This window comes from Nocardia sp. GP40, assembly GCF_050434125.1.
GTDB lineage: Bacteria > Actinomycetota > Actinomycetes > Mycobacteriales > Mycobacteriaceae > Nocardia > Nocardia albiluteola.
In genome coordinates this window covers 475952-501422 of sequence record NZ_JBNPVW010000004.1, presented here as the reverse complement: position 1 = coordinate 501422, position 25471 = coordinate 475952, and the positions used below count along the sequence as shown (strand labels likewise).

Genomic DNA, 25471 nt, shown 5'->3' with positions numbered 1-25471 from the left:
CTGGCGCGGATTCCTCGATGCCGCAATCGCATCGCGCAGTGACCGCATTCGCGGTGTCGGCCCTCGGGGAATCAGAACCGGAACCGCACGATGCGGGTGGACCGCGCCATACCCGGCAGCAGATTCAGCAGGCGGAAGATGCGGCGCGTGTTCGCGGGCGCCTTGGCCATCAACAGCGGCGAGTCGTTCATCGGGGCCTCGTCGACGAACTCGAGGCGCGGGTGCCACTGGGCCAGCGCGGCCGGATCGTCGAAGCCGCAATGGAACTGGGTGCCGTATCGGCGCAACGTCGGATCCCATTTCGAGGTGCGCCACGCCCAGACCGCGACCGTGTCGAACTGGATCCCCCCGCTGGGGAAGGCCTCGACGATGCCGGTCAGCAGCCGCCGGAGGTCGGCCTCGGTCAGGTAGGGCACCAGTCCCTCGGCGACCATCAGCACCGGACGGCCGCGGGCAATGCGGTCCAGCCAGGTCATGTCGGTGACGCTGGAGCCGATGAGGGTGTAGTGCTCGCGGGACGGCAGAAACTGTTGCCGCAGTTCGACTATGTCGGGGTAGTCGAGGTCGAACCAGTCGACGGTGGCGGGCGGGTCGATCCGGAACACCCGGGCGTCGAGCCCGCAACCCAGGTGCAGCACCACCGCGTCGGGGTGTTCGGCCAGGAAGCTCCGGGCCCAGTCGTCGTGGACCTTGGCGCGCACCACGGCGGCCAGGCCCAGCTGGCTGGTGCCGAATCTGCGGCGGTCGTACCCCGGGTCGAGGCGGCGCATCGCCTGCTCGGCCCAGGTGTCACCGAGGATCGGGTCGGGTAACCGGTTGTCCAGCGCCTTGGCCCGCAGGACGGGGCTGAGGGTCTTCTGCACTCCGACGAGTCCGGTGTCGTTCACCTCTCCAGACAGTACTCAGGGATCGGCCACCACGACGGCGACCGGCACACCCGGACCCCGACACAGCCGCACCCGCTCCGGACGGCCGAAGCGGGTGCGGATCTACGAGAGGGCGCGGTCTACTCGGCCGAATCGATCGGCTGGGACGGCGGAATCTGGGTGGGCCGCAACCGAACCCACACCAGGAACCCCACCCCGAGAACCGCCATCGCGACTCCCGACCACAGGTTGACGTTCCACCCGCCGCTGCGGGCCAGATCCGCCGCGCTGTGCTTCATCGCCCCGACGATGATCAGCACGATTCCGTACAGCCCCATGAGCGCCCCGACAATAGTGCGGATGTCGAAAAGCATTACATCACTTCCTTATCCGATGACGATGTTCAGCACGATGACCAGGGCCAGCGCGATTCCGGCGAGCAGCACCGGGCGCTGGTACCAGGGCAGAGAGGCGGCGTCGGCGTCGGTGAGCTGTTCCTTGGACGTCTCCGAGTAGACCAGGCCGACAAGCTCGGCGGCGGGTTTCGGCGCGGTCACCAGGCTGACGATGATGCTCAACACGATGTCCACCACGAATGCCACACCGGCGGCCAGGAAGCTCGAGCCCTGACCGGACAGGTTGATCACGTCGGTCTTGCTGAGAATGAAGATGAAGACCGCCGACAGCGTGCCGAAGACCAGGCCGACCCAACCGGCCGTGGCCGACATCCGCTTCCAGAACATGCCCAGGATGAACGTGGCGAACAGCGGCGCGTTGAAGAACGAGAACAGCGTCTGCAGGTAGTCCATCATGTTCGAGAAGTTCCCGGCGATGAACGCGGTGAAGATCGCGATCACGGTGGCGCCGACCGTGGCCCAGCGGCCCACCTTCAGGTAGTACCCGTCCGGCTTGTCCTTGACCACGTACTGCTGCCACAGGTCGAAGCTGAACACCGTGTTGAAGGCCGAGATGTTCGCCGCCATACCGGCCATGAACGCCGCCAGCAGCCCGGCCAGCGCCACCCCCAGAAGTCCGTTGGGCAGAATGTCTTTCATCAGATACAGCAGCGCGTCGTTGTAGGTGACATCGCCCTTGCCGGTCGCCTTGTACTCGGCCACCTGCGGGACGATCAGCGCGCTGATCATGCCGGGGATGACGACGATCAGCGGGATGAACATCTTCGGGTACGCGCCGATGATCGGGGTACGCCGGGCCGCGGAGATCGAATGCGTGGCAAGCGCGCGCTGCACCTCGACAAAGTTGGTGGTCCAGTACCCGAACGAGAGCACGAAGCCCAGGCCGAACACGATGCCGACGACCGACAGGAAGTTGTTGGAGAAGCCACTGAGCTGATTACCGGGCCAGGAGTGAATCTGCTCCGAACCGTTGGGCAGCGCGGACACCTTGTCCCTCAACCCGTTCCAGCCGCCGACGCGATGCAGGCCGACCAGCGTGAGCGGCAACAGCGCCGCGACGATCACGAAGAACTGCAGCACCTCGTTGTAGATCGCCGCCGACAGACCACCGAGGGTGATGTACGACAGCACGATGACCGCGGCGACGATGATCGACACCCACAGTGGCCAGCCCAGCAGCACGTTCACGATCGAGCCGAGCAGATACAGGTTCACGCCCGCGATCAGCACCTGCGCCAGCGCGAAGCTGATCGCGTTGACCAGATGCGCGCCGGTGCCGAAGCGCCGCCGCATGAATTCGGGCACACTGCGCACCTTGGAGCCGTAGTAGAACGGCATCATCACCACACCGAGGAACAGCATGGCCGGGATGGCGCCGATCCAGTAGTAGTGCATGGTCGGCATGCCGTACTGGGCGCCGTTGGCGGACATGCCCATGATCTCCACCGCGCCCAGATTCGCGGAGATGAACGCCAGGCCGGTGACCCAGGCGGGCAGCGACCGCCCGGACAGGAAGAAGTCGATACTCGACGACACCCGCTGGCGGGCCAGCAGGCCGATGCCCAGAACGAAGATGAAATACAGTGCTACCAGGGCATAGTCGACGGGGGCCGCGTCCAGGCGCAGGCTGTTGCCCTCCGCGAGCACGGCCTGCGCCGGTCCTGCGGTCAGCACCGAGTCGAAGATTCCTGGTGGCGCGGCATGGGGTGGCATGCAGCCTCCTGTTTCGATCAAAATCCTCCGATGGCCGGTCGGCCATTGCGGGGATCATAGCGGCCCGTTAACGCTCACATAGCAGGGTGGTCTGACCGGGGCTCGCGCATTCCGCATCGGCGCCACGGCCCGCCCCTGTAATCTCGTGACCGACACGTCGGCACGCACGGCAGGCATCCTTCGGTCGAACTCGAGCATGTTGGCGGCCTCGGGTGCGCGACAAGGAGCCGCCATTCATGTCATGATCGAATCGGTCGCCCGAGTCTCGGCGGCCGAGTGTGTGGACATCGGCTGGGGCATCTGCACGTACCACAACGCTTGTTTTCGTCCACCGACGCCCGCGCGCGGCAGGCCGGTTCAGACCCGCCGCAGAACACGATTCTTCATGGAGGACCGGAGCGGATAAGGGGAGATGGTGCTCGGCATACGGCATTTCGCGGACCCCCGGCATCTGGCCAGGCCGCTGTGGGGTGCGTTCATGCCGATGGTCGCGGCGCTCACGATCGCGCTGCCGCTGCTCACCTCCCTGACGGCGGTGATCGCGATCGTCCTGGGCGCGGTGCTGGCCGCATCGATCGCGATGATCGTGCGTGGGCTGCGTCGTTACAGTTCGCCGGCCCCCATGCCGTGGTACCTGCTGGCCGGATCGGTCGCGCTCTTCACGATCGGCATCGCGCTGCGCGAACTGTTCGGCACCAATCGCTACCTCTTCGACGATGTTTTCACCCTGAGCGGGTACGCGGGGGTCTTCGTCGCGGCGCTGCTGTGGCTCACGCCGCGCCGCGCCCGTGACAGCCGCGGCCTGCTGCTGGACTCCGGACTGATCGGCCTGGGTGCGCTACTGGCCTCGTGGACTCTGCTGATCTCACCGCTGCTGGATCAAGGTGTGCGCCCTTCCGCTCTGGTGGCGGCCTGTTATCCGGTGATCGATGCGCTGCTGCTGACCGTCATCGTGCATTCGGTGGTCACGTCCACGCGCGCGGAGACCTCGCTGCGCCTGCTGCATGCGAGCCTGGCTTTGATCCTGCTGGCCGATTTGGGCTACAACCTCGAGGCCGCCGGTACGCTGCACGTGGCACACCGGATCCTGGTTGTCCCGCTGCTGATTTCCTTTCTGCTGGTGGGCCTCGCGGCGCTGCATCCGACGATGGTCACCCTGAGCCAGCAGCGGCGCGTCCACCCGGACCAGTCCCGCCAGCGCGCCGGCGTGATCGCCGCGGTGCTGGTGGTGGCCGCGCTGGTGCCGACCGTGACCAGCCGGCCCGGCGTCTACGACCGCGCGGTGGAGTCGGTGTTGCTGGCGCTGCTGCTGATCGGTGTGCTGCTGCGCAGCGAGCGCGCCATCGTGCGCAGCGCCCGCAGCGAGCGGCGCGCGCAGTATCAGGCCGACCACGACATGCTCACCGGACTGCTGAACCGCTCGGCGCTGCTGCGGGCCCCGGCCCGCAATCACGAGCGGTGGGCGGGACGCACACTGTGCCTGCTGTTCATCGACCTCGACGGCTTCAAGGCGGTCAACGACAGCTACGGACATGCCATCGGGGACGAGCTGATCGCCAACGCGGCGGCGCGCATCCGCCGCGTCATCCGCCACGACGACGTGGCCGCCCGCTACGGCGGCGACGAATTCGTCGTGCTGACCCGCGCCGACCGCACGGACACCGCAACACTGGCCGAGAAGCTGATCGCGGCCTTCGGCAAGCCGTTCGAGCTCAGCGTCGGCGCGGTATCGATCACCGCCAGCATCGGAATCGCCTGCGGCGCACCGCGTTCCGATGCCCGGCACGACGACGCCGGGCAGGGGGGAGCACCGGACGAGCGACGGTCCGACAGCAATCACACCGCGACGCCCACCCACGGCTTGCACATCGCGGCGCCGGCGCACGGTGTGCACACCGCGGCGGTACCCGCGAGCGGAGACGGCGCCCACACACCGACCGGCACGCCCACCGAAACATCTCCCCGCAACGCGCCCGACGCGGGAGCGACACCCGACGAGCCCGCGGCCGCGTCACCGACTGGCAAGCCGCCCAAGGAATCTCACACAGCGCAGGAGCACGGACACCTCACGCCGAGCCCGGCGGTCGGCCCGCACCCCTCGACTCCCCGGGACGGCGCGCCCCCCGAGGTGACGGTCTACGACCTACTCCGCGAGGCGGATTCGGCGATGTACCACGCCAAGGAGTATTCACTCGGGTACGTCTTCCAGGACGAAATGCGCCCCCACGGACATCCCGAGGCCCGGCGAACCTGGCGGAACGACAAGCGTGGGCCCCGGCAGCACCGCGAGACGACCGTCTAGGCCGGCCCGGGAATTCAGCCCTGCAGCTCGTCGAGCACGCGGCGGGCCTGATCGAGTTCGGACTGCAATTGCTCCACCTTGGCACGCTGCGAGCTGCGCACCGAATCCAGGACCGAATCCACCACCTCGGCGACCTCGGGATGCAGTAGCTTCGCGGCCTGCGCAACCGCCGAGCCGGCTACCGCCAACCCGCGCACCGTGCGCTTCTTGCCGTTGACCACATCGACGGTCCATTCGCCGTCGGCGGTGCCGGAGAGTGTCACCGTGACCTCCGGGGGCTTCGGCTTGCGCGCGGCGGCGGCCGCCTTGGTAGCCGGACGCGACGCCGACTTGGCCGCGGCCCCCTTGGGCGCTGCGCCCTCGGCGGGGCCATCGGCTTCCGCCGGAGCCGGTTTCGACGCGGCCGGGGCCTCGGGCGTGCTCACCGGGCGGGGGCTCGGCGGCAGGGGCGAGGAGGCGACGGACGGTGCAACGGACGAGGGCATGCTCACTGGGGTGTCCTTCCTGGGTTTCGCGGCGGCCTCGGGCGCGGGGCGCCGGGCCGGTTTGGTCAGCGTCACTTCGGTGGGCGAGAACGACAGCACGTCCTTGGAGCCCGTGGGTTTCACCTGCAGGAAATCGCCCTCGGACGGATCACCGAGGGCGAGCACCTTGCCGGAGCGCCCCTCGGGCACTCCGACCGCCTCCGCGGTGAACCACACCATCGGCGGGCGACCCGCGGCAAGATCCGCGGCGATCTGCCGAACTTCTGTGTCGGACAACGGTTGCGGCTTCGTTCGTCGGGCTGACATGGTGCACTCCGGGCGGGTTCGTGGACGTCTGCGTGCCAAGAGCATGCCCCATGACACCGACAAGTCCACATCGCCGGCGGACCTCGAGCACCGCCCCCGACACAGGCAATTGTTCAGCAACAGCCTGCGCCCGCCGCCGCTTTCACACTCGACCACCCGGCAGGATAGTAAGCCTTCGGCGCGCCGACCGTCCAAACGGACACCCAGCCGAATGGGCGAGTCGGACATCGAATTTCAGCAATCTTTTGGTAAACGATGACACTCCGGAAACCGCGCGCGACGCGGACATCCTGCCCGCCACCGGGTAATGTGCGGACTCGATGAGGTGTCCGGTGGTCGTCGGAGCCGCGCGATGAGCTCCCCGTATCTGCTCGCACTGCGCGACGAACGCCGAACCGTGCTGGGCTTCTGCGGCGGCCTCGGCGAGGCCGAGTGGCGGGCGCCCAGCGCCGCGGCGGGCTGGTCGATCACGGATGTTTTCGTGCACATGACCAACGCGGTGCGCGCCGTGGTCTCCCGGGACATGGTCCCGTACATGACAACCCACAATCTGGAGCGCCTGAACGAGCAACTGGTCCACGACAGGCAGCCCGATGCCGGCGCGCCCCTGCTCGCCGAGTTCGGCGCGTGGAGCCGCCGCGGATGCGCGGCCCTGGCCGTTCTGACCGCGCCGGGCCTGCGCCTGATTCGCACTCCGATCGCCGAATTGGGCTGGTACCCAGTCAAACTCGCACCCGCGATCCTGCTCTTCGAGTGGCACACCCACCTGCGCCACGACATCGCCACGGCCCTGGACCGGCCCGCCCCGGCCACCGACGCCCGCCGCATGACCGCGATCCTGAGCTGGCTGATGATCCTGCTGGAACATTCCCATCGCGAGGCGCTCAACTGGCTCGAGGATCCGGTGGCGCTGACGCTCACCGGGCCCGGCGGCGGCACGTGGCGCCTGGAGCCGCACGGCGGGCGCCTGCGGGTGCGGCCGGGCCGGGCCGCAGGGGCCGCGGCCCATATCGCGGGACTGTCGCCGGAGTTCCCGCAGTGGAGCACCCGCCGGGTGCCCTGGCGCGCCTGCGCCGTCGCCGTCACCGGCGATGCCGAAATCGGCACCCGGGTGCTGGATTCGATCAACCTGGTGTGACCGGCGCGCCAAGATCGACACTCTGCCCGCCGCCGGGGGCGCGCACGGCTAGCATTTCAGATGCACCCGTGCGGGTGAACGAACCGCGATCACATCTCGCACGGCGAGCCGGGGAACGGCTCGACTCACGCGTGCAGGATGCAAAGGGGTTTCGAGTGGACAGGCCGGCATGGGCGCCCGAGGGCGTGGATATGACGCAGGCGAGCCCGGCACGGATGTACGACGCCCTGCTGGGCGGTTCGCACAATTTCGAGATCGACCGCAAGGCCGCCGAAATGGGCAAGAAGCTCGTGCCCGATCTGCCGCGGCTGGCGCTGAGCAATCGGGCATTCCTGCGGCGGGCGGTCCGCTATCTCTCCGGCGCCGGGATCCGGCAGTTCCTCGATATCGGCTCCGGCATCCCGACCGCCGGCAATGTGCACGAGGTGGCGCAGCAGATCGATCCACGGGCCCGGGTGCTGTACGCCGACATCGATCCGGTGGCGGTGACCCAGGCCGGCACGATCCTGATCGGCAACGACTTCGCCGCGGCCGTCCAGGCCGACCTTCGTAAACCGGACGAACTGCTGGACCTGGCCGCGAGATCCGGACTGATCGACCTGTCCGAGCCCGTGGGCCTGCTGCTGGTCGCGGTGCTGCACCTGGTGCGGGACGACGAGCAGCCGCGGGAGCTGGTCGCGCGGCTGCGGGACGCGATGCCGGCGGGCAGCTACGTCGCGATCTCGCACCTGACCTCGGCACAGCGTCCCGAGGACGCGGCCGGGCTCGAGGCGCAATCGGCCAACGATTCCCATACCGGCATCCGATTCCGGGATCGCGCGGCGATCACCGCCATGTTCGACGGCTGGGAGATGATCGAGCCCGGGGTGGTCGAGCTGCCGCTGTGGCATCCGGAATCCGATCGCGACCTGCACGAGGCGCCGGGCCGCTCGCTCGGTCTGGCCGGTGTGGGCCGCAAGGTGTAGACCAGGGACCGATCGGACAGGGGCCAGGCAGGTGGGTGCGCACGAGGTGGCGGTGCGGTGGGCGGACGCGCTCGACGGCGTCGTGGCACCCACGCTCACCCGAACCCAGATCGAGGCCCTGCTGGCCGGGCTGAGCGAGCAGCTGCTGGCCGCGTTGCGCGGACAGGCGGGCATCGAATCGGCCCGCATCGCGTCCTCGGCGCTGGTGGCGGCGAACTACCGCGACGAGGCCGCGGTGAGCCGCACGGTCTCGGTGATCTGCCGCGACATGGTGGAGACGGTCTGCGCCGAGCCCGAACCGGATCCGGCCCTGGTGCGCGAGCGCGCGATCGAGGTCGCCGCGGAGTTCGCGGCCGGATTCACCGCGGCGTTGCGCACCGCGGCGCTGGTCGAGCAGGAGACCACGCTGGCCGCGGCGCTGTCGGCGGTGCGGGAGGCGCAGGCGCAGCGGCAGCTGTCCGAGGCCCGGTTCTCGGCCATCTTCGCCGGCGCCTCGGTCGGCATCGGCACCATCGACGCGGCCACCGGACGGGTGGTCGACGTGAACGCCGCGATGGCCGAAATGCTGGGCGCGCCAGTAGATGCCATCACCGGGCAGTTGGTCGCCGACGTGCTCGGGCCGATCAATATCGGCACGGCCTACCAGCAGTTCAGGCAGTTGCTCGCGGGCGGGACCGATCGATTCCGGCTCGAGACCGGCCACACCCACCCCGACGGCCACCGCACCACCATCGACCTGTCGATGTCCGCGGTGCGCGACACCGCCGGACAGGCGCGCTTCCTGATCGGCGTCGCGGTGGACATCACCGAGCGCAAGGCGCTGTCGGATCAGCTGTGGCACGACGCCCATCACGACAATCTCACCGGCCTGGCCAATCGCGTGCTGTTCTTCGATCGGCTCGCGCACGCCGCCCCGCCGATCGGGCTGTGCTACCTGGACCTGGACGGGTTCAAGGAGGTCAACGACGATTACGGCCACACGGTGGGCGACCAGGTGCTGACCACGGTGGCGCAGCGCCTGCGGACGGCCGCCGAACCCGGCGGGCTGGCCGCGCGCCTGGGCGGCGACGAATTCATCGTCATGGTCGAGCACTGCCCGGGCCAAGCACAGCTCCGCACCCTGTCCGACGGCCTGGTTGCGGCCATAACCGAGCCGATAGTCGTTGCCGGACACACGATTTCGATCGGCACATCGATCGGCACCACCCTGGTCACCGAACATCCCGACGCCATCGATGATCTGATGCACACCGTCGATACGGCCATGTACCGCAACAAGTCCGCGCGGTCGCGCCCCGGGTTCCACACCGGGCAGAGCCGGTGATCTCCCTCAGCGTGCGACCGTGCCGCCGCCCAGCCCGGCCAGCGTGAGCTCCGCGCGCGTGGGCAGCCCCTCCCAATCCCCCTCGCTGCCCACGCAGATCGCGGCGACGGCGGCGGCACGATGCATCCGGTCGGTCTCCTCCAGGCCATCGAGCACCGCCGACAGATAGCCCGCGACGAAGGCATCGCCGGCGCCGACGGGGTCGGCGACCCGAACCGGCAGGGCGGGCTGCCGTAGCACCGAAATACCGTGGATGGCGACTGCCGAACCGAGCGAGCCGGCCGACCCGCGCGCGGACACACCGACCGATATGGCCCCCCGCGCGCCGTCGGTCAGCACGATCCGTGCCGGCCCCTCGTCCAGCAGCGTGGCGGCCGCGGCGACGGGATCGGCGAGCGGTCCGTCGGTGACGAGTCCGAGTTCATCCACACTGGCGAAGACGATGTCGGCGAGCCGGGCCACTGCCGAAAGCTGCTCTCGCGCCGCTGCTTCGGTCCACAGCCGCGAGCGATAGTTGACGTCGAAACTGACCATGACGTCGGCGGCGCGCGCGGCCCGGACCGCAGTGCGGACCGCGGACGCGGCGGTGTCCGACAGTGCGGGCGTGATACCGGTGATATGCAGAATGCCGTGCTGCGCAATGACTTCGGCATCGATGTCGTCCGGCGAGAGCCGCGATCCGGCCGAGCCCGCGCGGTAATAGTGCACTCGGCTCACATCGACTGTGCGCCGCTCCTTGATCATCAACCCGGTCGGCGCCTGTGCGTCGGCCCGCGCGAGCACCCGAACCCCCTGCCCGCGCAGCGCGGCCCGGACCGACTCGCCCAGCTCGTCGTCCCCCAGCCGCCCGATCCAGGTCGCCGGATGCCCCAGCCGCGCAATGCCGATCGCCACGGTCGCCTCGGCACCGGCCATCGACAGGTCGAGACTGCGCGCACCCCGCAGCGGCCCCGGCCGCGCCGAGCTCAGCGCGGCCATCGTCTCGCCCAACGTCACCAGACCACTGCTCACGCGAATCTCCCTACTGCGGAATCGATATGGGTACGAGCCACCGCTCACGCCCCAACGCTGCCGCAGCACGCAGCGCGACCTCGGCGCACATCCCCTGGCGTTGGCGGCCTGCTCCGGCACGAGCGCAATACCCATTGCGTCTTCGTGCGTGAGCTGCGTTCACTCATTCGGGTCTGCCGTCACAGCGACGAATTCGGCGGCCCGGGCGCGCAGGGCGGCCCATTCGCGTTCGCCCGCGTCCGCGCGCAGGGCGTCTCCCAGCAGCGGGCTCCCGACGCCGACGGCGAGGGCACCGCGGTCCAGGTACTCCTTGGCCTCGGCCAAGCCGACACCGCCGACGGCGACCAGTGGAATCTCCGGTAGCGGGGCGCGCACGGACGCAACGAATTCCGGGCCGAGGGTGGCCGCAGGGAACAGCTTCACAGCGGTCGCTCCGGCCCGCCAGGCCGCGACGATCTCGGTGGGTGTGTACGCGCCGGGCAGCGAACCCAGCCCGGCCGCCGTCGCGGCGGCGACCACCTCCGGATCGAAGTTCGGCGCGACCACGAAACGCGCACCGGCATCGGCGGCCGCGGCGACCTCGGAGGCGGTCAGCACCGTCCCCACGCCCAGGCAGACCCGCGAGCCTGCCCGGTCGGCCAGCATCCGCACCGCGGGCAGCGACCCGGGGCTCGGCAGGGTGATCTCCAGGCAGCGCACGCCGCCCTCGATCAGCGCCAGCGCCGCCTCCACCAGCGGCGCGGGCTCCCGGGCCCGCAGAATCGCCACCAAACGGTGCTCGGTCAGGGCCTGCTCGAACGCGATCACTAGATCACCGCCATCCTTCCTACCATTCCGTTCACTCCCACTCTGCCGACCGATCGGGCCGCCGCACCACCGATACGACAAAAATGTGCCCCCGAGTGCAGTCAACGCTCGGCCCCGAACGTCCGACCGGGCCGCTGGATTCCGGTCCAGTGCGCATCGCCGAGCCGGTTCCGGCGGCGATGCGCTGTAGCTGGGTAACCAGTGAGAATGTCGTTTCCGGCACGAACCCGCGCGCCGATGGCGATAGCGGCATTGCCGTCGATGATCTGGCCCGCCGGACGTCATCCCGGTCCGACCTATGATGCTGCGGGTAACTCGGAGGTAACCCAATTTCGGAGCGGAGTATTCGATGATCGCGCTGACCGGGACCGCAGGCGATGTGGAGCGGGCCGCGGACCTGCTGGGCGTCTTCGCCTTCGCCGTCTCCGGCGCGCTGCTGGCGGTGCGCAAGAATTACGATCTGGTGGGCATCGCAGTGCTGGCCTGCGCGACCGCATTCGGCGGCGGGGTGGTGCGCGATCTGGTGATCGGCGAGAACCCGCCACTGGCGTTCACCGATCCCTGGTATCTCGGTCTGCCGCTGCTGGCCGCCGTCATCATCTTCTTCTGGCATCCGCCGCGCCGGCTCGTCGCGCGACCGCTCGATGTCGCCGATGCCCTCGGCCTGGGCGTGTTCAGCGTCACCGGCGCGGTCGCGGCGTATCAGCACGGCCTGGCCACGGTGCCCTCGGCGCTGCTGGGCGTGGTCACCGCGGTCGGCGGCGGGCTCATCCGCGACGTGCTGGCCGGGGTCCAGCCCAGCGTGCTGCGGCCCGATCAGGAGATCTATGCCATGCCCGCGCTTTTCGGCGCGAGCGTGGCGGCCGCACTGCTGCACTTCGGGGCGTTCACCGCCTGGACCGGCGCGCTGGCATCGGCGAGCGCATTCGTATTCCGCCTGCTCGCACTGCATTTCCACTGGCACGCGCCGCGGGCGCGCCGTCGTTGACGCGCGGCGCGGCCGCTCACCCGCGGTGCAGCCAGGTATCGAAGAACTGCAGGCGGGCCGACGCCTCGAACTTCACGTCCGATACCGCGTGCGATACCCCGATGGCCTGAGACAGCTCGATGGTCGGGATCCACAGGCCGTTGCCGAGCACCGATTGCTGTGCCCGGCCGATCAATTGGGCACGCGCGGCCGGGTCCGTGGTCCGCAGTTCACCGGACAGCGCATCGTCCAGCTCCGGAATCGGCCCGCGCACATTGAGGTTCTGGCCGCCCAGGCCGAAGTTGGTGCGCAGAATATCGCCGTCGGCACGGGTGATGTTGTAGTAGACCGCATCGAAATCCTTGCTGTTCTGCCGCGCGGTGTATTCCGCGTCCGCGGCAGGCTCGAGCCGGATATCGATGCCGACCGTGCGCAACTGCTGCTGAATCAGCTCCAGGATCGCCTGATTCCCGGCGAAGGCGTGGCTGAACAGCACGCCGAACGACAGGCGCACACCGTCCTTGACGCGAATGCCATCCCCGCCGGGCGCCCAGCCCGCCCGGTCCAGCAGCTGCCGCGCGGCGTCGGGCGCGTAGTGCAGATGGCTCGAAAGGTCCACGTATCCCGGGGTTTTCGAGGCCAGCACCCCTTCGGCGGGCTTGAACTGCGGTCCGAGCACGGTATCGACCAGTTCCTGCCGGTTGATCGCGGGCAGCAGCGCCGCGCGCACCGCGGGATCACGCAGCGGGCCGCGGGTCAGATTGGGCTGAATCCCGAAGGGCACACCGGGATTCGAGGTGACCTGGACCCGGCCCCCGGATGCCTCGATCTGCGGTGCGTCCTGCGGCAGCGCATCGCTCACCGCATCGAGTTGCCCGGAGGACAGGCTGCCGGTGCGCACCCCGGATTCCGGGACGACGGTGAATTCGATCCGGTCCAGATACGCCGCGCCGCGGTGCGCGAATACCGCCGAGCCCCACGCGTATCCGGCGCGTTCGACCAGTGTGGCCGAGGCGCCCTGGCGGTAGGCGGCATAGCTGAACGGCCCGCTGCCGATGTCGTCTCCCCCGCACCGCTGGTCGGCCGGCTTCGCGGTCGTGGCGTCGGCGAGGATGCCGAGCTGCGGCGTCGAGACCGCCTGCAGGAACTGCGCGTTGGGGCTGTCGAAGCTCACCTGCGCGGTCAGCGGATCCGGCGCGCTCGTGCCGGTGTAACCGGCCAGGTAGCTGGCCGCCAGCGGGGCCTTGGCACCGGTGAGCGTGTGCACGATGGCATCGAAGGTGTTCCGCACCGACGTTGCGGTCAGCGCGGTGCCGTCGCTGAAGGTGACCCCGGGGCGCAGGTGGAACGTGAAGGTTCGCGCGTCGGGGCTCACCTGCCAGCTCTGCGCCAGCCACGGCACGATCGCCCCGGTCGCCGGGTCCTGATCGGTCAGTGAATCGACGATCTGCCGTGTCACATACAACGTTTGGTTGGTCCCGGACTGCGCGGGATCCGAGCAGGTCGGCGCGAGCGACAGGCCGTAGCGCAGCGTGCCGCCCGGCCGCGGCGGCCCAGCCGGAGCATCGGTTCCGGCGCCTGTGCCGCAGGCCGAGAGCACGAATGCCGTTGCGAGAACACCCAGTAGCGCGATCGCCGTCCTCATGCCGACCGCTTCGGCAGTCCGGGCGGATTGATGCGGCTCTGCTGCACGGCCTCGGTGCCCAGACCCCAGCGGTCCAGCACCTTGCGGTACAGCCCGTGCGCGATCGCGTACTGCAGCGCCTGATTTACGGGCCCGATCAGGCCGTTGTCCTTCCTGGTGAGCACCGCGATCTCAGCCTGCAGCGCGGTTCCGGCGCCGGAGAAGGTCGCCACGATCTTCGTTTGCCCCGAGGTGGCGACGTGATAGGTCGCGGTCGGGTTGGGACCCAGCATCCCGTCCAGGCGGTGCGAGGCGAGCGCGAGATAGTAGTCGGCGGTCTTCTGGTAGTAGGCGATATCGATCTTCGGCAGGCCCTCGGCCCGGTTCTGCTGGTCCCACTGCACCAGCAGCTGTTCCTGGTTGGTGCCGCTGCCGACTCCGATTCGCCTGCCCGCCAGCGATTTACGGTCGGCGTACCGCCAGGTGCTGTCCTTGGGCACCTCGAGGGCCAGGTTGTCGAGGCGATAGGTGGCGAAGTCGTATTTCTCCTTGCGCTCCTCGGTCACGGTGACATTGGAGACGAACGCGTCGACCGCGCCGGAGTCGACCGCCACGAAGTTCTGGGCCCAATCCGCGGTCCGCGCCTCGAGTTTCAGCCCGAGGATATCGGCGACGAGAGCGGCGACATCGACCTCGGACCCGATGACCGTGCGGTCGTCGGTGGCGTAGAACCGCAGCGGCGCACCACTGTCGGCGGACCCGGTGACGATCAGGGTGCCGCGGTTGCGGATGGCCGCGGGCACCTGCGCGGCGATCGAATCGACCTTGTCCGCGCGCACCCGGGTGCTCTGTTGCGGCGACAGGTCGTAGCTCTGCCCGTTCACGCTGCGCACCTCGTTGCCGGGCTCGGACCCGGCGCCGCAGGCGCCGGCGACCAGCGCCAGGGTGGTGAGTGCGGCGGTCAGCACGACCGCCCGCCGGGCGCGCGGGGCGCGGAATACTGTCAGGGGTCTCATGGCTCGTCGAACCTCCATCGGTCCTGGCGGTAGCACCCCTGCGCGCGGACATCCACGGCGGCCGGGTTGCTGCGACGTCGTGGAGCCAGGTCTCTCGGTCGCTCTGGATGGGCAGTTCGACGCTAGGCGAATCACCGTGCGGGGTCTGCATTCTCGATCGCGGTGAATCGAATGCTTGCCTCCGCCGACCGGAACGCCGGTCGCCGCCGTTCCGGGAGGGTTAGCATGTGGAGAAGAACTCCGTTTCCGCAGATCCCTGGAGGGCGCCATGAACGCACCGACACGGCCGATGCGCGCGGACGCGCGGCGCAATTACGAGCGCATCCTCGAATGCGCTCGTCAGGCGTTCACCGACTGCGGACCCGAGGCTCCCCTGGACGAGATCGCCCGCCGCGCCGGGGTCGGCCCCGGCACGCTGTACCGCCACTTCCCCCACCGTGAGGCCCTGCTCGAGGCCGTCTACCGATCCAGCATCGAGGACCTGAGCCGCCGCGCGGACGAACTGATCGAGACCTGCTCACCGCTGGACGCGCTACAGCGGTGGATGACCGCACAGGTGGAGTTCATCATGAACCGGCGGGGGCTGGCGCTCACGCTCAAGGCCGCGCTGGATCCGAACTCGGAGACCTTCCACCTGTGCCACACCATGGCGCTCGAGGCCGCGGCCCGGGTCCTGGAACCGGCCCAGCGGGACGGACTGGTGCGCTCGGATATCGAACCCCGCGACCTGATCCGCCTCGGCCGCGGCATCGGCGTCGCCTGCGAAAGCGCCCCGGAGGCGGCCGAACGCCTGCTGTCCGTCGCCTGCGCGGGCCTGCGGGCCGAACCGCCCGCGACGAACGGGTAGGGGTCCGGGCTACGGGTCGAGCGCGAGCTCGTAGTCGCGGCAGCGCGCGGTCAGATCCAGTCCCGCGGTAGCCAGGGCCGCGCGGATGCGCGGGTCGTCGTCCTCGAATACGCGCAGCACCAGCGCCTGGGGAACCTGGTCGTGCAGCTCGGTGATGACCGCGCCGATCAGCGCCGCCAGCGCGTCGGACTCGACGTCGCGATACGAAAAGCCCTCCCCCGCATTGATATACGCCTCGCTGCCGGTGACCGAGGTGGCCACGCTGGCGATCGGCTCCACGGCGCCGGGACTCAGCAGCGCCACCACCAGCGCCTGTCCCGACGGCTCGGTGGATTCGGCCAGGGCGTGCAGCACGCAATCGACCGGATCGCCGAACGCCAGCGCGCTCGGGGCCTGCCAGGTGCGCGGTTCGGCGGTCCACACCCGCGCGTACTCGCCGACCGCGACCGCGCCCAGCTCGGCAGCCGCGCGCCCCTCCGGACCGACATCGGTACCGTGCCACTGCAATACCCGGTATCCCAGCGCTCGCGCCTGCCGCGCGGCTCCCGCCAGCAGCGCCCGCACGACCCCCTCCTCGGCATCGGTCGCGGGCTCGAAATCGTAGTGCCCCACCTGAATTCGCCGCAGGTACCGGGAGGCGAACACCGGCTCGGCCACCGCGCGGGCGGCTGCGCCTGTTGGTCGCTCGCTCCTGCCGCCGGACAGTTCGACCCAGCCGAGCAGCTCGCCGCCGCGTCGCGCGGCCAGGATCCCGAGCCGCTCCGGGCCGCGCTCGACCGGCCCGAGGACATCATCCTCGAGAACGGCCAGGCCCGCCGCGCCCGCCAACTCGCTCGCCAGACGCAGACCGGTTCCCGGATGCCGATCCCATTCGAGCACCAAGTCCATATCCGCACACTAGCCACGAAATTTGCCAATGGATTACTTGACACGGTACGCGCCGCCGAGACCCGCCGGGGTTCAGAGTGCAGTTACGTCTATTCGGGGCAGAACATGCCCAGGTCGGTGCTACCGTGAGTGGTCAAAAATTGATTGCCAGCCGATAACTGAAGGAATGGTCCCGGCGGCCTCAGCAAGGAGAACCCTTGATGACCAGCTCACCGCGTTTCGGCCGCGCCCACATCGTGGCATCGATGGCCGCAATCGGCTTCCTGTGCGCATCCGCCCCGGCTCTCGCCGCGCCGATCCCCCTCGGCGATCACCCGGCCGCCGCGGCCAATCTGGTCGCGAATGCCGACTTCCACAGCGGGCTCGCTGCCTGGAACAAGCACATCTACAACGCGAACGTGGGCGGCAACGGCGCGAGCGTGCACAACAACGGCTATGTCGGACAGGATGTCCCGGTGACCAAGGGCGCCGGGTACACCTTCTCGGTGCGGGCCGGCGCGAGCCCGGGCGGATCGGTGCTGGCCCTGGCCCTGGACTCCGGCACCGGCGTGGCCTACGTCAGCCAGAGCGTGTCCGCACCGACGACCGTGTCGCGGACCTTCACCGCCACGGGCCCGATCGTGTACATCGCCTGCCAGGGCTCGGGCAGCGGCGGCTGGTGCGACAACTTCAGCCTGGTAGCCGCACCCGACGTACCGGGCACAGGTTCATCCGGGTCGGGCAGCTTGAACATGGACAGCGGATCGGCCGGATCTCACTGATCGGCTCGCCTGCCGTCCGGTGTGACACCGGACGGCAGGCGCCCGAAAGACCTAGCGCCCGACCATATCCAGCACGGCCAGGTGGCTGAACAGCACCGAGGCCCCGATCGGGTTTCCGCCGCCCGGATACACCGTCCCGCTCACCGCCGCCATGGTGTTTCCGGCGGCGTACAGCCCCGCGATCGGCGCGCCGGAGGTGTCGAGCACCCGCGCCGCGGTGTCGGTGCGCAGTCCGCCCTTGGTGCCCAGATCCGAGATCCCGAAGGCCGCCGCGTGATACGGCCCGTCCCCGAGCGGCACCAGCGGCGATTCCCCGTTCGTGAACGCCCGATCGTAGGCCTCGTCGCCGCGGCCGAAGTCCTCGTCCGTGCCCCGGGCCGCCAGCTCGTTGAAGCGGGCGACCGTCGCGGTCAGCGCGGCGCCCGGCACCCCGATCTTCTCGGCCAGTTCCTCCAGGGTCTGTCCGGTGTGCCACAGACCGGCGGCCGCATACTTCTCCGGCTCGACCATCGGCACGTTGGTCGCCTGCACGGGCGGCACCGCGCCGGTGCTGTTGTCGTAGATCATCCAGAACGGCAATGTCGTTGCGCCGCTGTTCATCTGCTCGATGATCGCGCGACCCAGCTGGTCGTACGGCGCGGACTCGTTGACGAACCGCACGCCGTCCTGATTGACGAACAGGCCGCCGGTGAACCAGAGCGCGAATGCCGCGCGCCCGTCCGGGTGGATCATTCCCGGGGACCACCACGCCTGGTCCATCAGGTCGACGTCCGCCCCGGCCGCCAGGGCGGCCTCGAGCGTCTTGCCCACATTGCCCCACGGCCCCATCGTGTCCCGCGCGACGCCCGGCACCCCGTATCGACTCCGAAGCTCGTCGTTGCCCTCGAAACCGCCGGCGGCCAGCACCACACCCCGGCGGGTCCGGATGGCGATGCGCTGCCGCTCACGCTCCACCACGGCACCGACCACGGCGCCGTCCTCGACGACCAGTTCGACCAGCGCCGTGTTCAGGCGCAGGGAGGCATTCGGGTAGGCGGACAACGCCTTCAGGAATCGGCCGATCAGGGCGCGGCCGCCGATGAGCAGCTCGGGCGGTTCCTCGCCGAGGCGATCGGTGGCCAGGGGGCCGCGGATCGACTCGCCGAGGGCGCCGGCCTCGGCCAGGGGCAGCGGGGTGGGGATGATGTGCCGGTTCCCGTCCAGCCGGGCCTTGGGCGCCTTGCCGAAGTAGTCCGGCCACGGGAAGACCTCGAAGGAGAAGCTGTCGTCGCGCTCGAGGTATTCGATCACGTCCGCGCCCCGGCGCACATAGGTTTCCTGCAGCTCAGCGGGGGTCCGATCGCCGACGACCGCGCGGTAGTAGGTCAGCGCGTCCTCGGGGGTGTCCTCGACGCCCGCGCGCCGCAGCACCGGGTTGCACGGGAACCACACCCCGCCGCCGCCGGACAGCGACGTGGTGCCGCCGAATTTGTCCGTCGCCTCCACGACCGCGACGCGCAGCCCTTCCCGCGCGGCCGTATAGGCGCCGCACAGGCCGCCGCCCGACCCGGCGACCAGCACATCGACTTCTTCGTCCCACTTCACCACGCACCACTTCCGCCGAACAGCTTTTTCTCGACGGTAGGGCGCGGACCACGGGTGCGTCCCCCGCTCGTCCCGATGATCGGAACGCGCCGCGGCGGGATCCGATCGCCGGCGGTCGCGTACAGCTCGCGCGCCGGACGGCCACCGGCTCCTGGGCCCGAACACAGAGCGGGTGCGCGAGGTCGACGCCCGTCACCGCCCGCCCATGGCCGATTCGGTGCCCACCGCGCGGCATACAATGGCCGATTCGGTGCCCACCGCGCGGCATACAATGGCCGATTCGGTGCCCACCGCGCGGCATACAATGGCCGATTCGGTGGCCACCGCGCGGCATACAAAGGCCGGGTTAATGCACGACTCCAGCACGGACGATGGCCAATAAGCGGTCGGCCTGTGCGTCGTCCGCCGCCGCCCGGCCGATTCCGTTGGCCGAGGCAAGCAGATCGGCGACGTCCAGGTCGGCCCTGATCGCGCGGGCGTCCTGGGCACGGCGTAGCAGCTCGGCGGCCGCGGTGTGCATCGTGGCATGCCAATCCCGGTAGAGCGCGGACCGATCGCCCGCCTCGTCGTCCGGAATGGCAAGGGGGAGTTCGCTCTTGGTGGACACATGGGCGATGAACGCCCGCAGCCAGGCGAACAGCGCATCGGCGGGCGAGGGGTCGGCGAGCAGGGCGCGGCCCAGCTCGCCCAGCGCGGCGACCTCCTCGGCATAGACGGCAATGACCATGTCGCGGCGGGTGGGGAAATGGCGGTACATCGTCGCGTTGCCGACCCCGGCGCGCCGGGCGATCTCGTCCAGCGGGGCGGTCACGCCGAGCTCCTCGAACACCTCCTGCGCGGCCGCGAGCACCCGCTCGTAGTTGCGGCGCGCGTCGGCGCGGCGCGGTCGGTCGGCCATATTTCTCCTTGCAAAGTGGGGAGCTCCCCGGTTAGTCTAACGGCAGATAAACGGGGAGCTCCCCACTTACACCGGAGGCTTGGATGCTCGACATCACCGCGGCGGATCGGATCGCAATTCACGAAGCGATCTCGCTGCACGGACACATCGCCGACGACCGCGACTGGGATCGGTGGGGCGAGTTGTACACCGACGACCTGGTACTGGACCTGGAAGACTTCGGGCTCGGCACCACCCACGGCCTCGCGGCGCTGGAGAAAATGGCCCGAGACAACCAGGACGATCCGGCCCAGCCGCTGGGGCATCACGTCACCAACACCGTGCTGGTCGCACAGGAGGGCGACCGGGTGCGGGCGCGGTCCAAGGGGCTGGCGGTCAACGCCGACGGCACCAGCGGGACGGTCGTCTACGAGGACACGCTCCGCCGGGAATCGAATGGGTGGCGCATCTGCCAGCGAAAGGTCCTGGCACGCCGCGCACCCGGCCCGGCGTAGGCGGGCATCGACCGCTCGTCGCCGTAATCCCAGCGTGCTCGTGGCCGGGATCCATCGTGCGCCAGCAGATTCCGGCCCACGCATGCCGGAACGACAGTGGCGGCACGCCGGAACAGCGGTGAGTTCCTCAGGCTTTGGGCTGCACGATCGGCGACTGCGGTGACACCGCCTCGGGCTGCCGGCCCGGCGCGGCCGCGGCCGCCCGTTCGCGCTCGAAGGTGAGCAGCAGGTCCGCTGCCACCCCGACCGCGATCGTCGCGGGCTCCTTGCCGGTGATCTCGGGGAGGCCGATGGGGGTGCGTATGCGGGCGACGGCCTCGGGGGCGTGACCGCCCTCGGTCTGCAGGCGGCGGCGGAAGCGCGACCACTTGGCCGACGAGCCGATCAGCCCGATCGAGCCGAAATCGCCGCCGCGCAGCGCGGCATCGCACAGCGCAGCGTCCTCGGCGTGGTCGTGGGTCATGATCAGCAGGTGCGTACCGGACGGCAATTCCGCGAGAACCTGTTCGGGCAGCATCGGCACCTGATGCACATGCACCTGCGCGGTCGCGTCGGCAAGCACCGCGAGGCGCTCGTCGGTGAGCACGTCGGGTCGGGTATCGATCAGGTGCAGGTCCAGGTCCTGGCGGGCCAGGATGCGCGCCAGCTCCAACCCGACGTGCCCCACCCCGAAGATCGCGACCGCGGGCACCACCGGCAGCGGCTCGAGCAGCACCGCGACCGTGCCGCCGCAGCACTGCACGCCATGCGCGTTGATCACCTTGTCGTTGAGCGCGAAATCCATCAGCTCCGGCTCCGGATCGGGGGCGGCCAGCAGCTCGCGGGCCCGGTCGATCGCGACCGCTTCTACATTGCCCCCACCGATCGAGCCCCACGTCCGCGACTGTCCCACAACGAGTTTCGCGCCCGCGCGACGCGGTGCATGCCCGCGCACCGTCGCGACGGTCACCAGCACACCGGGCTCCCGGCGGGCGCGCATCCCCGCGACCGCGGCGATCCAGGTCAGCTCAGCCATGGCCGGGAACCCCTGCGCCGGTGGGGTTGTCGTGCGCCGCGCCCGCGTCCGCGCGGCCGCCCGATCGACCGTTGCCGGCCGATCGGACGGAGTCTGCGACCGCGGGCGAAATCCACTGTGCATCAATCAAGCTCGCGGCGGTTCCGTGCCGCGCCCGTTCGATGGCCCAGTACACCGCCTCGGGCGTGGCGGGGGCGCCCAGCTCCACGCTGCGCCCGGGCCGCCCGAAAGCCGCCGCGGCCGCACGCAATGCCTCGCGCACCGAGAACGCCAGCATCAGCGGCGGCTCCCCCACCGCCTTCGACCCGTATACCGCGCCCTCCTCGGTGGCGTTGGTCAGCAGCTCGACGTTGAACACCTCGGGCATCTCGGAGAAACTCGGCAGCTTGTAGGTGCTCGCGGCCTGGGTCAGCAGCCGTCCGCGGCCCGGGCCGTCGCCGGTGTCCCAGCGCATGTCCTCGAGCGTGAGCCAGCCCGCGCCCTGCACGAAACCGCCCTCGATCTGGCCGATATCGATCAGCGGGGAGAGGCTGTCACCCACGTCGTGCACGATGTCCACCCGGCGGATGCGGTAGGCGCCGGTGAAGCCGTCGACCTCGACCTCGCTGGCCGCCGCGCCGTAGGCGAAATACTTGAACGGCGAGCCCTGCATGGTCGCGGCATCCCAGTGCAGCCCCTCGGTCCGATAGAAACCGGCCGCGGACAGCTGCACCCGCTGCAGGTACGCGGTCCGCACCAGATCGTCCCAGTCGAGGCCGGCGCCCGACGCTCCCAGCGCCCGGGCGACCCCGTCGACGATCCGCACATCCGCCGCGCCGCAGCCCAGGCGGGTCGCGGCCACCTGCACCAGCCGCTCGCGCAACTGCTCGCAGGCGTTCTTGATCGCCGCGCCGTTCAGGTCCGCGCCCGAACTCGCCGCCGTGGCCGAGGTATTGGGCACCTTGTCGGTCCGGGTCGGGGCCAGGCGCACCTTGTGCAGCGGTATGCCGAGGGTCGTCGCGGCCACCTGCAGCATCTTGGTGTGCAGACCCTGCCCCATCTCGGTGCCGCCGTGATTGATCAGCACCGAGCCGTCCTTGTAGATCAGCACCAGCGCGCCGCCCTGATTGAAGGCCGTCAGGTTGAACGAGATGCCGAACTTGACCCCGGTAACCGCTAGTCCCCGTTTGGTATTCGGGTGCGCGGCGTTGAACGCCTCGATCTCGCGACGACGATGCTCCAGCTCGCCGCTCTCGTGCACCTGCCGCCAGACCGTGTGGATCCGTTCGGGATTGCGCACCGGCTGCCCGTACGGGGTGGACTGCCCTGCGGTGTAGAAGTTGCGTCGGCGCAGCTCGGCCGGATCCAGGCCCAGCAGCGGGGCGCAGCGGCCCAGCAGATCCTCCATCACGAGCATGCCCTGCGGGCCGCCGAAACCACGGAAGGCGGTATTGGAGGTCTTGTTGGTCTTGGCAATGCGACCGGCGATGCGCGCGTTGGGAATCCAGTAGGTGTTGTCGATGTGGCACAGCGCACGGGCCAGCACCGGCTGGGACAGGTCCAGGCTCCAGCCGCCGTCGGCGGTGAGAGTCGCATCCAGCGCCTGCAACCGGCCCTGCGCGTCGAATCCGACCCGCCAGGAGGCGTGGAAGCCGTGCCGCTTGCCGGACATGGTCAGATCCTGGGTCCGGTTGAGCCGCAACCGGACCGGGCGTCCGGTGAGGCTGGCGCCCAGCGCCGCGATGGCCGCGAATCCGTGCGGCTGCATCTCCTTACCGCCGAATCCGCCGCCCATCCGCAGGCACTGCACGGTCACCTCGTGGTTGTGCAGGCCCAGCACGTGCGCGACGATCTCCTGGGTCTCGGACGGATGCTGGGTGCTGCTCTGCACGAAAACCTGTCCGGCCTCGTCGATCTGGGCCAGCGCGGCATGCGTCTCGAGATAGAAGTGCTCCTGATCGGAGAACTGGAATTCGCCGGTGAACACGCGCGCCGACTCGGCGAATCCGGCCGCCACGTCACCGCACCGCACCGTCGGCTGGGCGCCCTGAAAGCTCTGTGCCGCAATCGCATCCGCGATCGTGATGAGCGAGGGCAGTGGTTCGGTCTCGACCTCGACCGCGGCCGCGCCCAGCCGCGCCGCCTCCAGGGTCTCCCCGAGCACCCAGCACACCGCGTGCCCGAAGAACATGACCTCCTCGGTGGGGAACAGCGGCTCATCGTGCTTGACCCCGGCATCGTTGACACCGGGGACATCCGCGGCGGTGAGCACCCGCAAGACCCCGGGTACCGCCAGGGCCGGTCCGGTGCGCAGCGCCAGGATCCGCGCGTGCGCGTGCATGACCTGGACCGGGTAGGCGTGCAGCACGTCCTTGGTGCGATGCACCAGGTCGTCGGTGTAGAGCGCGGCGCCCGTGACGTGCAGGGCAGCGCTCTCGTGCGGAATCGGCAGGCCCACCGCGGGGCTCTCGGGCCGCTCGGAAAGAACACTCATGCCGACACCTCCTCGCGGGTCTGTGCGAACAGCTTGAGCAGGCTCTGCCCGAGCATCGCGCCGCGGTACTCGGCGCTGGCGCGGTGGTCGCTCATCGGGGTGCCCTCCCCCTCGAGCACCCGCGCGGCCGCCTCGGCGGTCTCGCGCGACCAGGGCAGACCGGTCAACGCCGCCTCGGTCGCGTACGCGCGGATCGGGGTCGCGGCCACCCCGCCCAGCCCGATCCGAGCCGAGCGCACTACGCCGTCCCGGATGTCGAGCGCGAAAGCCACTGCGACACTGGATATATCGTCGAAACGCCGCTTGGCGATCTTGTGGAACCCCGTCACCGGCGCCAGCGGTCGCGGAATGCGGATCGTGCGGATCAGCTCGCCGGGGCGCAGCACGCTGCGCCGGTATCCGGTGAAGTACTCGGCCAGGGCGACCTCGCGCTCACCATCCGCGTCGCTCAACACGAGCGACGCGCCGAGCGCGAGCAACGCCGGCGGGGCGTCGCCGATCGGCGAGCCCGTGCCCAGGTTGCCGCCCAGCGTCGCGCCGTTGCGGATCAGCCGCGAGGCGAACTGCGGGAACAACTCGGCCAGCAGCGGAACCGTCCCGCGCAGGCTCCGCTCGATCTCGGTGAGCGTCAGCGCGGCGCCGATCTCGATGCGATCCGGCTCGACCCGCAGGCCGCGCAGTTCGGGCAGCCGATCGATCGCGACGACGTACTCGGCGCGGCGGCCGCCGATGTTCACCTCCACACCCCAGTCGGTGCTGCCCGCGACGACCACGGCGTCCGGACGGGCGCGCAACAACTCCAGCGCCTCGGCCAGGGTGGCCGGGCGGGCGAAGGTCTGGCCGTCACACTCCAGGACGGTCGGCACCGGTTCGGGCGGCGCACCCTCGCGGCGCTGGCCGAGCGGGTCGTCCGCCGCTGGGTCACCGAGTGCATAGGCGGCATCGCGGATCGGGCGATATCCGGTGCAGCGGCACAGGTTTCCACTCAGGGCGTGCAGGTCGAAGCCGTTCGGACCGTGCTCGGAGTCGGTGTGCGCGTCGCCGGAGCCCGCCGATACCGAATCGTTCGCCCGGACCGCGGAACCGTTCGCGGAGCCGTCGGCCCGCGATGCGGCGCCGTCGCGCGCCAACACGGATTCCGTTGCAGTGGAGGGCTGTTCACTCCGATCCGCCCGGTAGTACTCCGCGGCCATGCTGCAGATGAATCCCGGTGTGCAGTACCCGCATTGCGATCCGCCGCGCACCGCCATCTCGTACTGCACCGGATGCAGCGCCTTCGGTGTGCCCAGGCCCTCGGCGGTGACGATCTCCTGACCGTCCAGCGCCGCAACGGGAATCAGGCACGCATTGACCGCGACCCATTCGGTCGGGGTGGTGATGCCGGGGCGGGCCACCAGGACCGAGCAGGCGCCGCATTCCCCCTCGGCGCAGCCCTCCTTACTCCCGGTGAAACCCCACTGCCGCAGGAAATCCAGCACAGTTGTCGCCGGGGCGGCGGGAGATATCGGCATGCTCTCGCCATTGACCATGATCCGCGGCGCTACCATGGCAGGCCCTCTTTACACTGTCGA

General features: G+C 69.7%; 22 protein-coding genes and 1 riboswitch. Of the genes, 8 read left to right on the top strand and 14 right to left on the bottom strand.

The window, feature by feature from the left end; all coding sequences use genetic code 11:
- Positions 1 to 71 precede the first annotated feature (71 nt).
- The 3 genes from ABH933_RS15465 to ABH933_RS15455 form a co-directional block, all read right to left on the bottom strand.
- Positions 72 to 887 carry a class I SAM-dependent methyltransferase gene (locus ABH933_RS15465; RefSeq protein WP_429425401.1) on the bottom strand — a complete coding sequence of 272 codons (816 nt, stop codon included), beginning with the start codon at positions 885 to 887 and terminating at the stop codon, positions 72 to 74.
- Positions 888 to 1006: 119 nt separating this feature from the next.
- Complete coding sequence (locus ABH933_RS15460) at positions 1007 to 1240, bottom strand: hypothetical protein (RefSeq protein WP_215922634.1); 234 nt, start codon at positions 1238 to 1240, stop codon at positions 1007 to 1009.
- Positions 1241 to 1252: 12 nt separating this feature from the next.
- Positions 1253 to 2995 carry a sodium:solute symporter family protein gene (locus ABH933_RS15455; protein WP_429425404.1) on the bottom strand — a complete coding sequence of 581 codons (1743 nt, stop codon included), beginning with the start codon at positions 2993 to 2995 and terminating at the stop codon, positions 1253 to 1255.
- Positions 2996 to 3407: 412 nt separating this feature from the next.
- On the opposite strand from ABH933_RS15455, the gene ABH933_RS15450 reads away from it, so the two are divergent.
- Positions 3408 to 5297, top strand: a complete 1890-nt coding sequence (locus tag ABH933_RS15450) for a diguanylate cyclase (protein WP_429425406.1) — start codon at positions 3408 to 3410, stop codon at positions 5295 to 5297.
- 14 nt (positions 5298 to 5311) lie between these two features.
- Here the strand turns inward: ABH933_RS15450 and ABH933_RS15445 are convergent, their stop codons facing one another.
- Complete coding sequence (locus tag ABH933_RS15445; protein WP_245401921.1) at positions 5312 to 6058, bottom strand: DUF6319 family protein; 747 nt, start codon at positions 6056 to 6058, stop codon at positions 5312 to 5314.
- Between the two features lie 382 nt (positions 6059 to 6440).
- Here ABH933_RS15445 and ABH933_RS15440 point away from each other — a divergent pair, with 382 nt between their 5' ends.
- From ABH933_RS15440 to ABH933_RS15430, 3 genes are all read left to right on the top strand, one after another.
- Complete coding sequence (locus tag ABH933_RS15440) at positions 6441 to 7226, top strand: maleylpyruvate isomerase N-terminal domain-containing protein (RefSeq protein ID WP_429425408.1); 786 nt, start codon at positions 6441 to 6443, stop codon at positions 7224 to 7226.
- 155 nt (positions 7227 to 7381) lie between these two features.
- Positions 7382 to 8191: an SAM-dependent methyltransferase gene (locus ABH933_RS15435; RefSeq protein ID WP_429425410.1), complete on the top strand. Its 810-nt coding sequence runs from the start codon at positions 7382 to 7384 to the stop codon at positions 8189 to 8191.
- Positions 8192 to 8222: 31 nt separating this feature from the next.
- Complete coding sequence (locus ABH933_RS15430) at positions 8223 to 9515, top strand: diguanylate cyclase domain-containing protein (protein WP_429425412.1); 1293 nt, start codon at positions 8223 to 8225, stop codon at positions 9513 to 9515.
- Positions 9516 to 9521: 6 nt separating this feature from the next.
- Here the strand turns inward: ABH933_RS15430 and ABH933_RS15425 are convergent, their stop codons facing one another.
- Both ABH933_RS15425 and ABH933_RS15420 read right to left on the bottom strand, forming a co-directional pair.
- The gene (locus ABH933_RS15425; protein ID WP_429425414.1) at positions 9522 to 10526 is read right to left on the bottom strand and encodes a sugar kinase; all 1005 of its coding nucleotides are present in this window, start codon (positions 10524 to 10526) and stop codon (positions 9522 to 9524) included.
- A gap of 159 nt (positions 10527 to 10685) precedes the next feature.
- Positions 10686 to 11333, bottom strand: a complete 648-nt coding sequence (locus ABH933_RS15420; RefSeq protein ID WP_215922628.1) for a bifunctional 4-hydroxy-2-oxoglutarate aldolase/2-dehydro-3-deoxy-phosphogluconate aldolase — start codon at positions 11331 to 11333, stop codon at positions 10686 to 10688.
- Between the two features lie 349 nt (positions 11334 to 11682).
- On the opposite strand from ABH933_RS15420, the gene ABH933_RS15415 reads away from it, so the two are divergent.
- A complete protein-coding gene (locus ABH933_RS15415; protein WP_429425417.1) occupies positions 11683 to 12321 on the top strand; it encodes a trimeric intracellular cation channel family protein in 639 nt (212 codons plus the stop codon).
- A 16-nt stretch (positions 12322 to 12337) separates the two neighbouring features.
- Here ABH933_RS15415 and ABH933_RS15410 read toward each other — a convergent pair whose 3' ends face one another.
- Positions 12338 to 13945 (bottom strand): ABC transporter substrate-binding protein, encoded by a 1608-nt coding sequence (locus ABH933_RS15410; protein ID WP_429425419.1) that lies wholly within the window; start codon positions 13943 to 13945, stop codon positions 12338 to 12340.
- Positions 13942 to 14940, bottom strand: a complete 999-nt coding sequence (locus ABH933_RS15405; RefSeq protein WP_429425421.1) for an ABC transporter substrate-binding protein — start codon at positions 14938 to 14940, stop codon at positions 13942 to 13944. The genes ABH933_RS15410 and ABH933_RS15405 overlap by 4 nt, the downstream gene beginning before the upstream one ends.
- 11 nt (positions 14941 to 14951) lie before the next feature.
- Positions 14952 to 15054, bottom strand: a riboswitch (SAM riboswitch).
- Positions 15055 to 15208: 154 nt separating this feature from the next.
- Between ABH933_RS15405 and ABH933_RS15400 the strand changes: the two genes are divergently transcribed.
- Complete coding sequence (locus ABH933_RS15400) at positions 15209 to 15787, top strand: TetR/AcrR family transcriptional regulator (RefSeq protein WP_429425423.1); 579 nt, start codon at positions 15209 to 15211, stop codon at positions 15785 to 15787.
- Positions 15788 to 15796: 9 nt separating this feature from the next.
- On the opposite strand, the gene ABH933_RS15395 is transcribed toward ABH933_RS15400, so the two are convergent.
- A complete protein-coding gene (locus tag ABH933_RS15395) occupies positions 15797 to 16675 on the bottom strand; it encodes a hypothetical protein (protein WP_429425425.1) in 879 nt (292 codons plus the stop codon).
- 200 nt (positions 16676 to 16875) lie between these two features.
- On the opposite strand from ABH933_RS15395, the gene ABH933_RS15390 reads away from it, so the two are divergent.
- Positions 16876 to 17436, top strand: coding sequence for a hypothetical protein (locus ABH933_RS15390; protein WP_429425427.1), 561 nt, complete (start codon positions 16876 to 16878; stop codon positions 17434 to 17436).
- A 51-nt stretch (positions 17437 to 17487) separates the two neighbouring features.
- Here the strand turns inward: ABH933_RS15390 and ABH933_RS15385 are convergent, their stop codons facing one another.
- Positions 17488 to 19023 (bottom strand): FAD-binding protein, encoded by a 1536-nt coding sequence (locus ABH933_RS15385; RefSeq protein WP_429425429.1) that lies wholly within the window; start codon positions 19021 to 19023, stop codon positions 17488 to 17490.
- A gap of 343 nt (positions 19024 to 19366) precedes the next feature.
- Complete coding sequence (locus tag ABH933_RS15380) at positions 19367 to 19918, bottom strand: TetR/AcrR family transcriptional regulator (protein ID WP_429425431.1); 552 nt, start codon at positions 19916 to 19918, stop codon at positions 19367 to 19369.
- Positions 19919 to 20001: 83 nt separating this feature from the next.
- On the opposite strand from ABH933_RS15380, the gene ABH933_RS15375 reads away from it, so the two are divergent.
- Positions 20002 to 20412, top strand: a complete 411-nt coding sequence (locus ABH933_RS15375) for a nuclear transport factor 2 family protein (RefSeq protein ID WP_429425433.1) — start codon at positions 20002 to 20004, stop codon at positions 20410 to 20412.
- 127 nt (positions 20413 to 20539) lie between these two features.
- Here the strand turns inward: ABH933_RS15375 and xdhC are convergent, their stop codons facing one another.
- From xdhC to ABH933_RS15360, 3 genes are read right to left on the bottom strand one after another with little or no spacing between them, the layout of a single operon-like run.
- The gene (xdhC, locus tag ABH933_RS15370) at positions 20540 to 21427 is read right to left on the bottom strand and encodes a xanthine dehydrogenase accessory protein XdhC (RefSeq protein WP_429425435.1); all 888 of its coding nucleotides are present in this window, start codon (positions 21425 to 21427) and stop codon (positions 20540 to 20542) included.
- Positions 21420 to 23900: a xanthine dehydrogenase molybdopterin binding subunit gene (xdhB, locus tag ABH933_RS15365; protein WP_429425437.1), complete on the bottom strand. Its 2481-nt coding sequence runs from the start codon at positions 23898 to 23900 to the stop codon at positions 21420 to 21422. The genes xdhC and xdhB overlap by 8 nt, the downstream gene beginning before the upstream one ends.
- Positions 23897 to 25447, bottom strand: a complete 1551-nt coding sequence (locus ABH933_RS15360) for a xanthine dehydrogenase small subunit (RefSeq protein ID WP_429425438.1) — start codon at positions 25445 to 25447, stop codon at positions 23897 to 23899. Before ABH933_RS15360 ends, xdhB begins: the two co-directional genes overlap by 4 nt.
- Between the last annotated feature and the right edge of the window lie 24 nt (positions 25448 to 25471).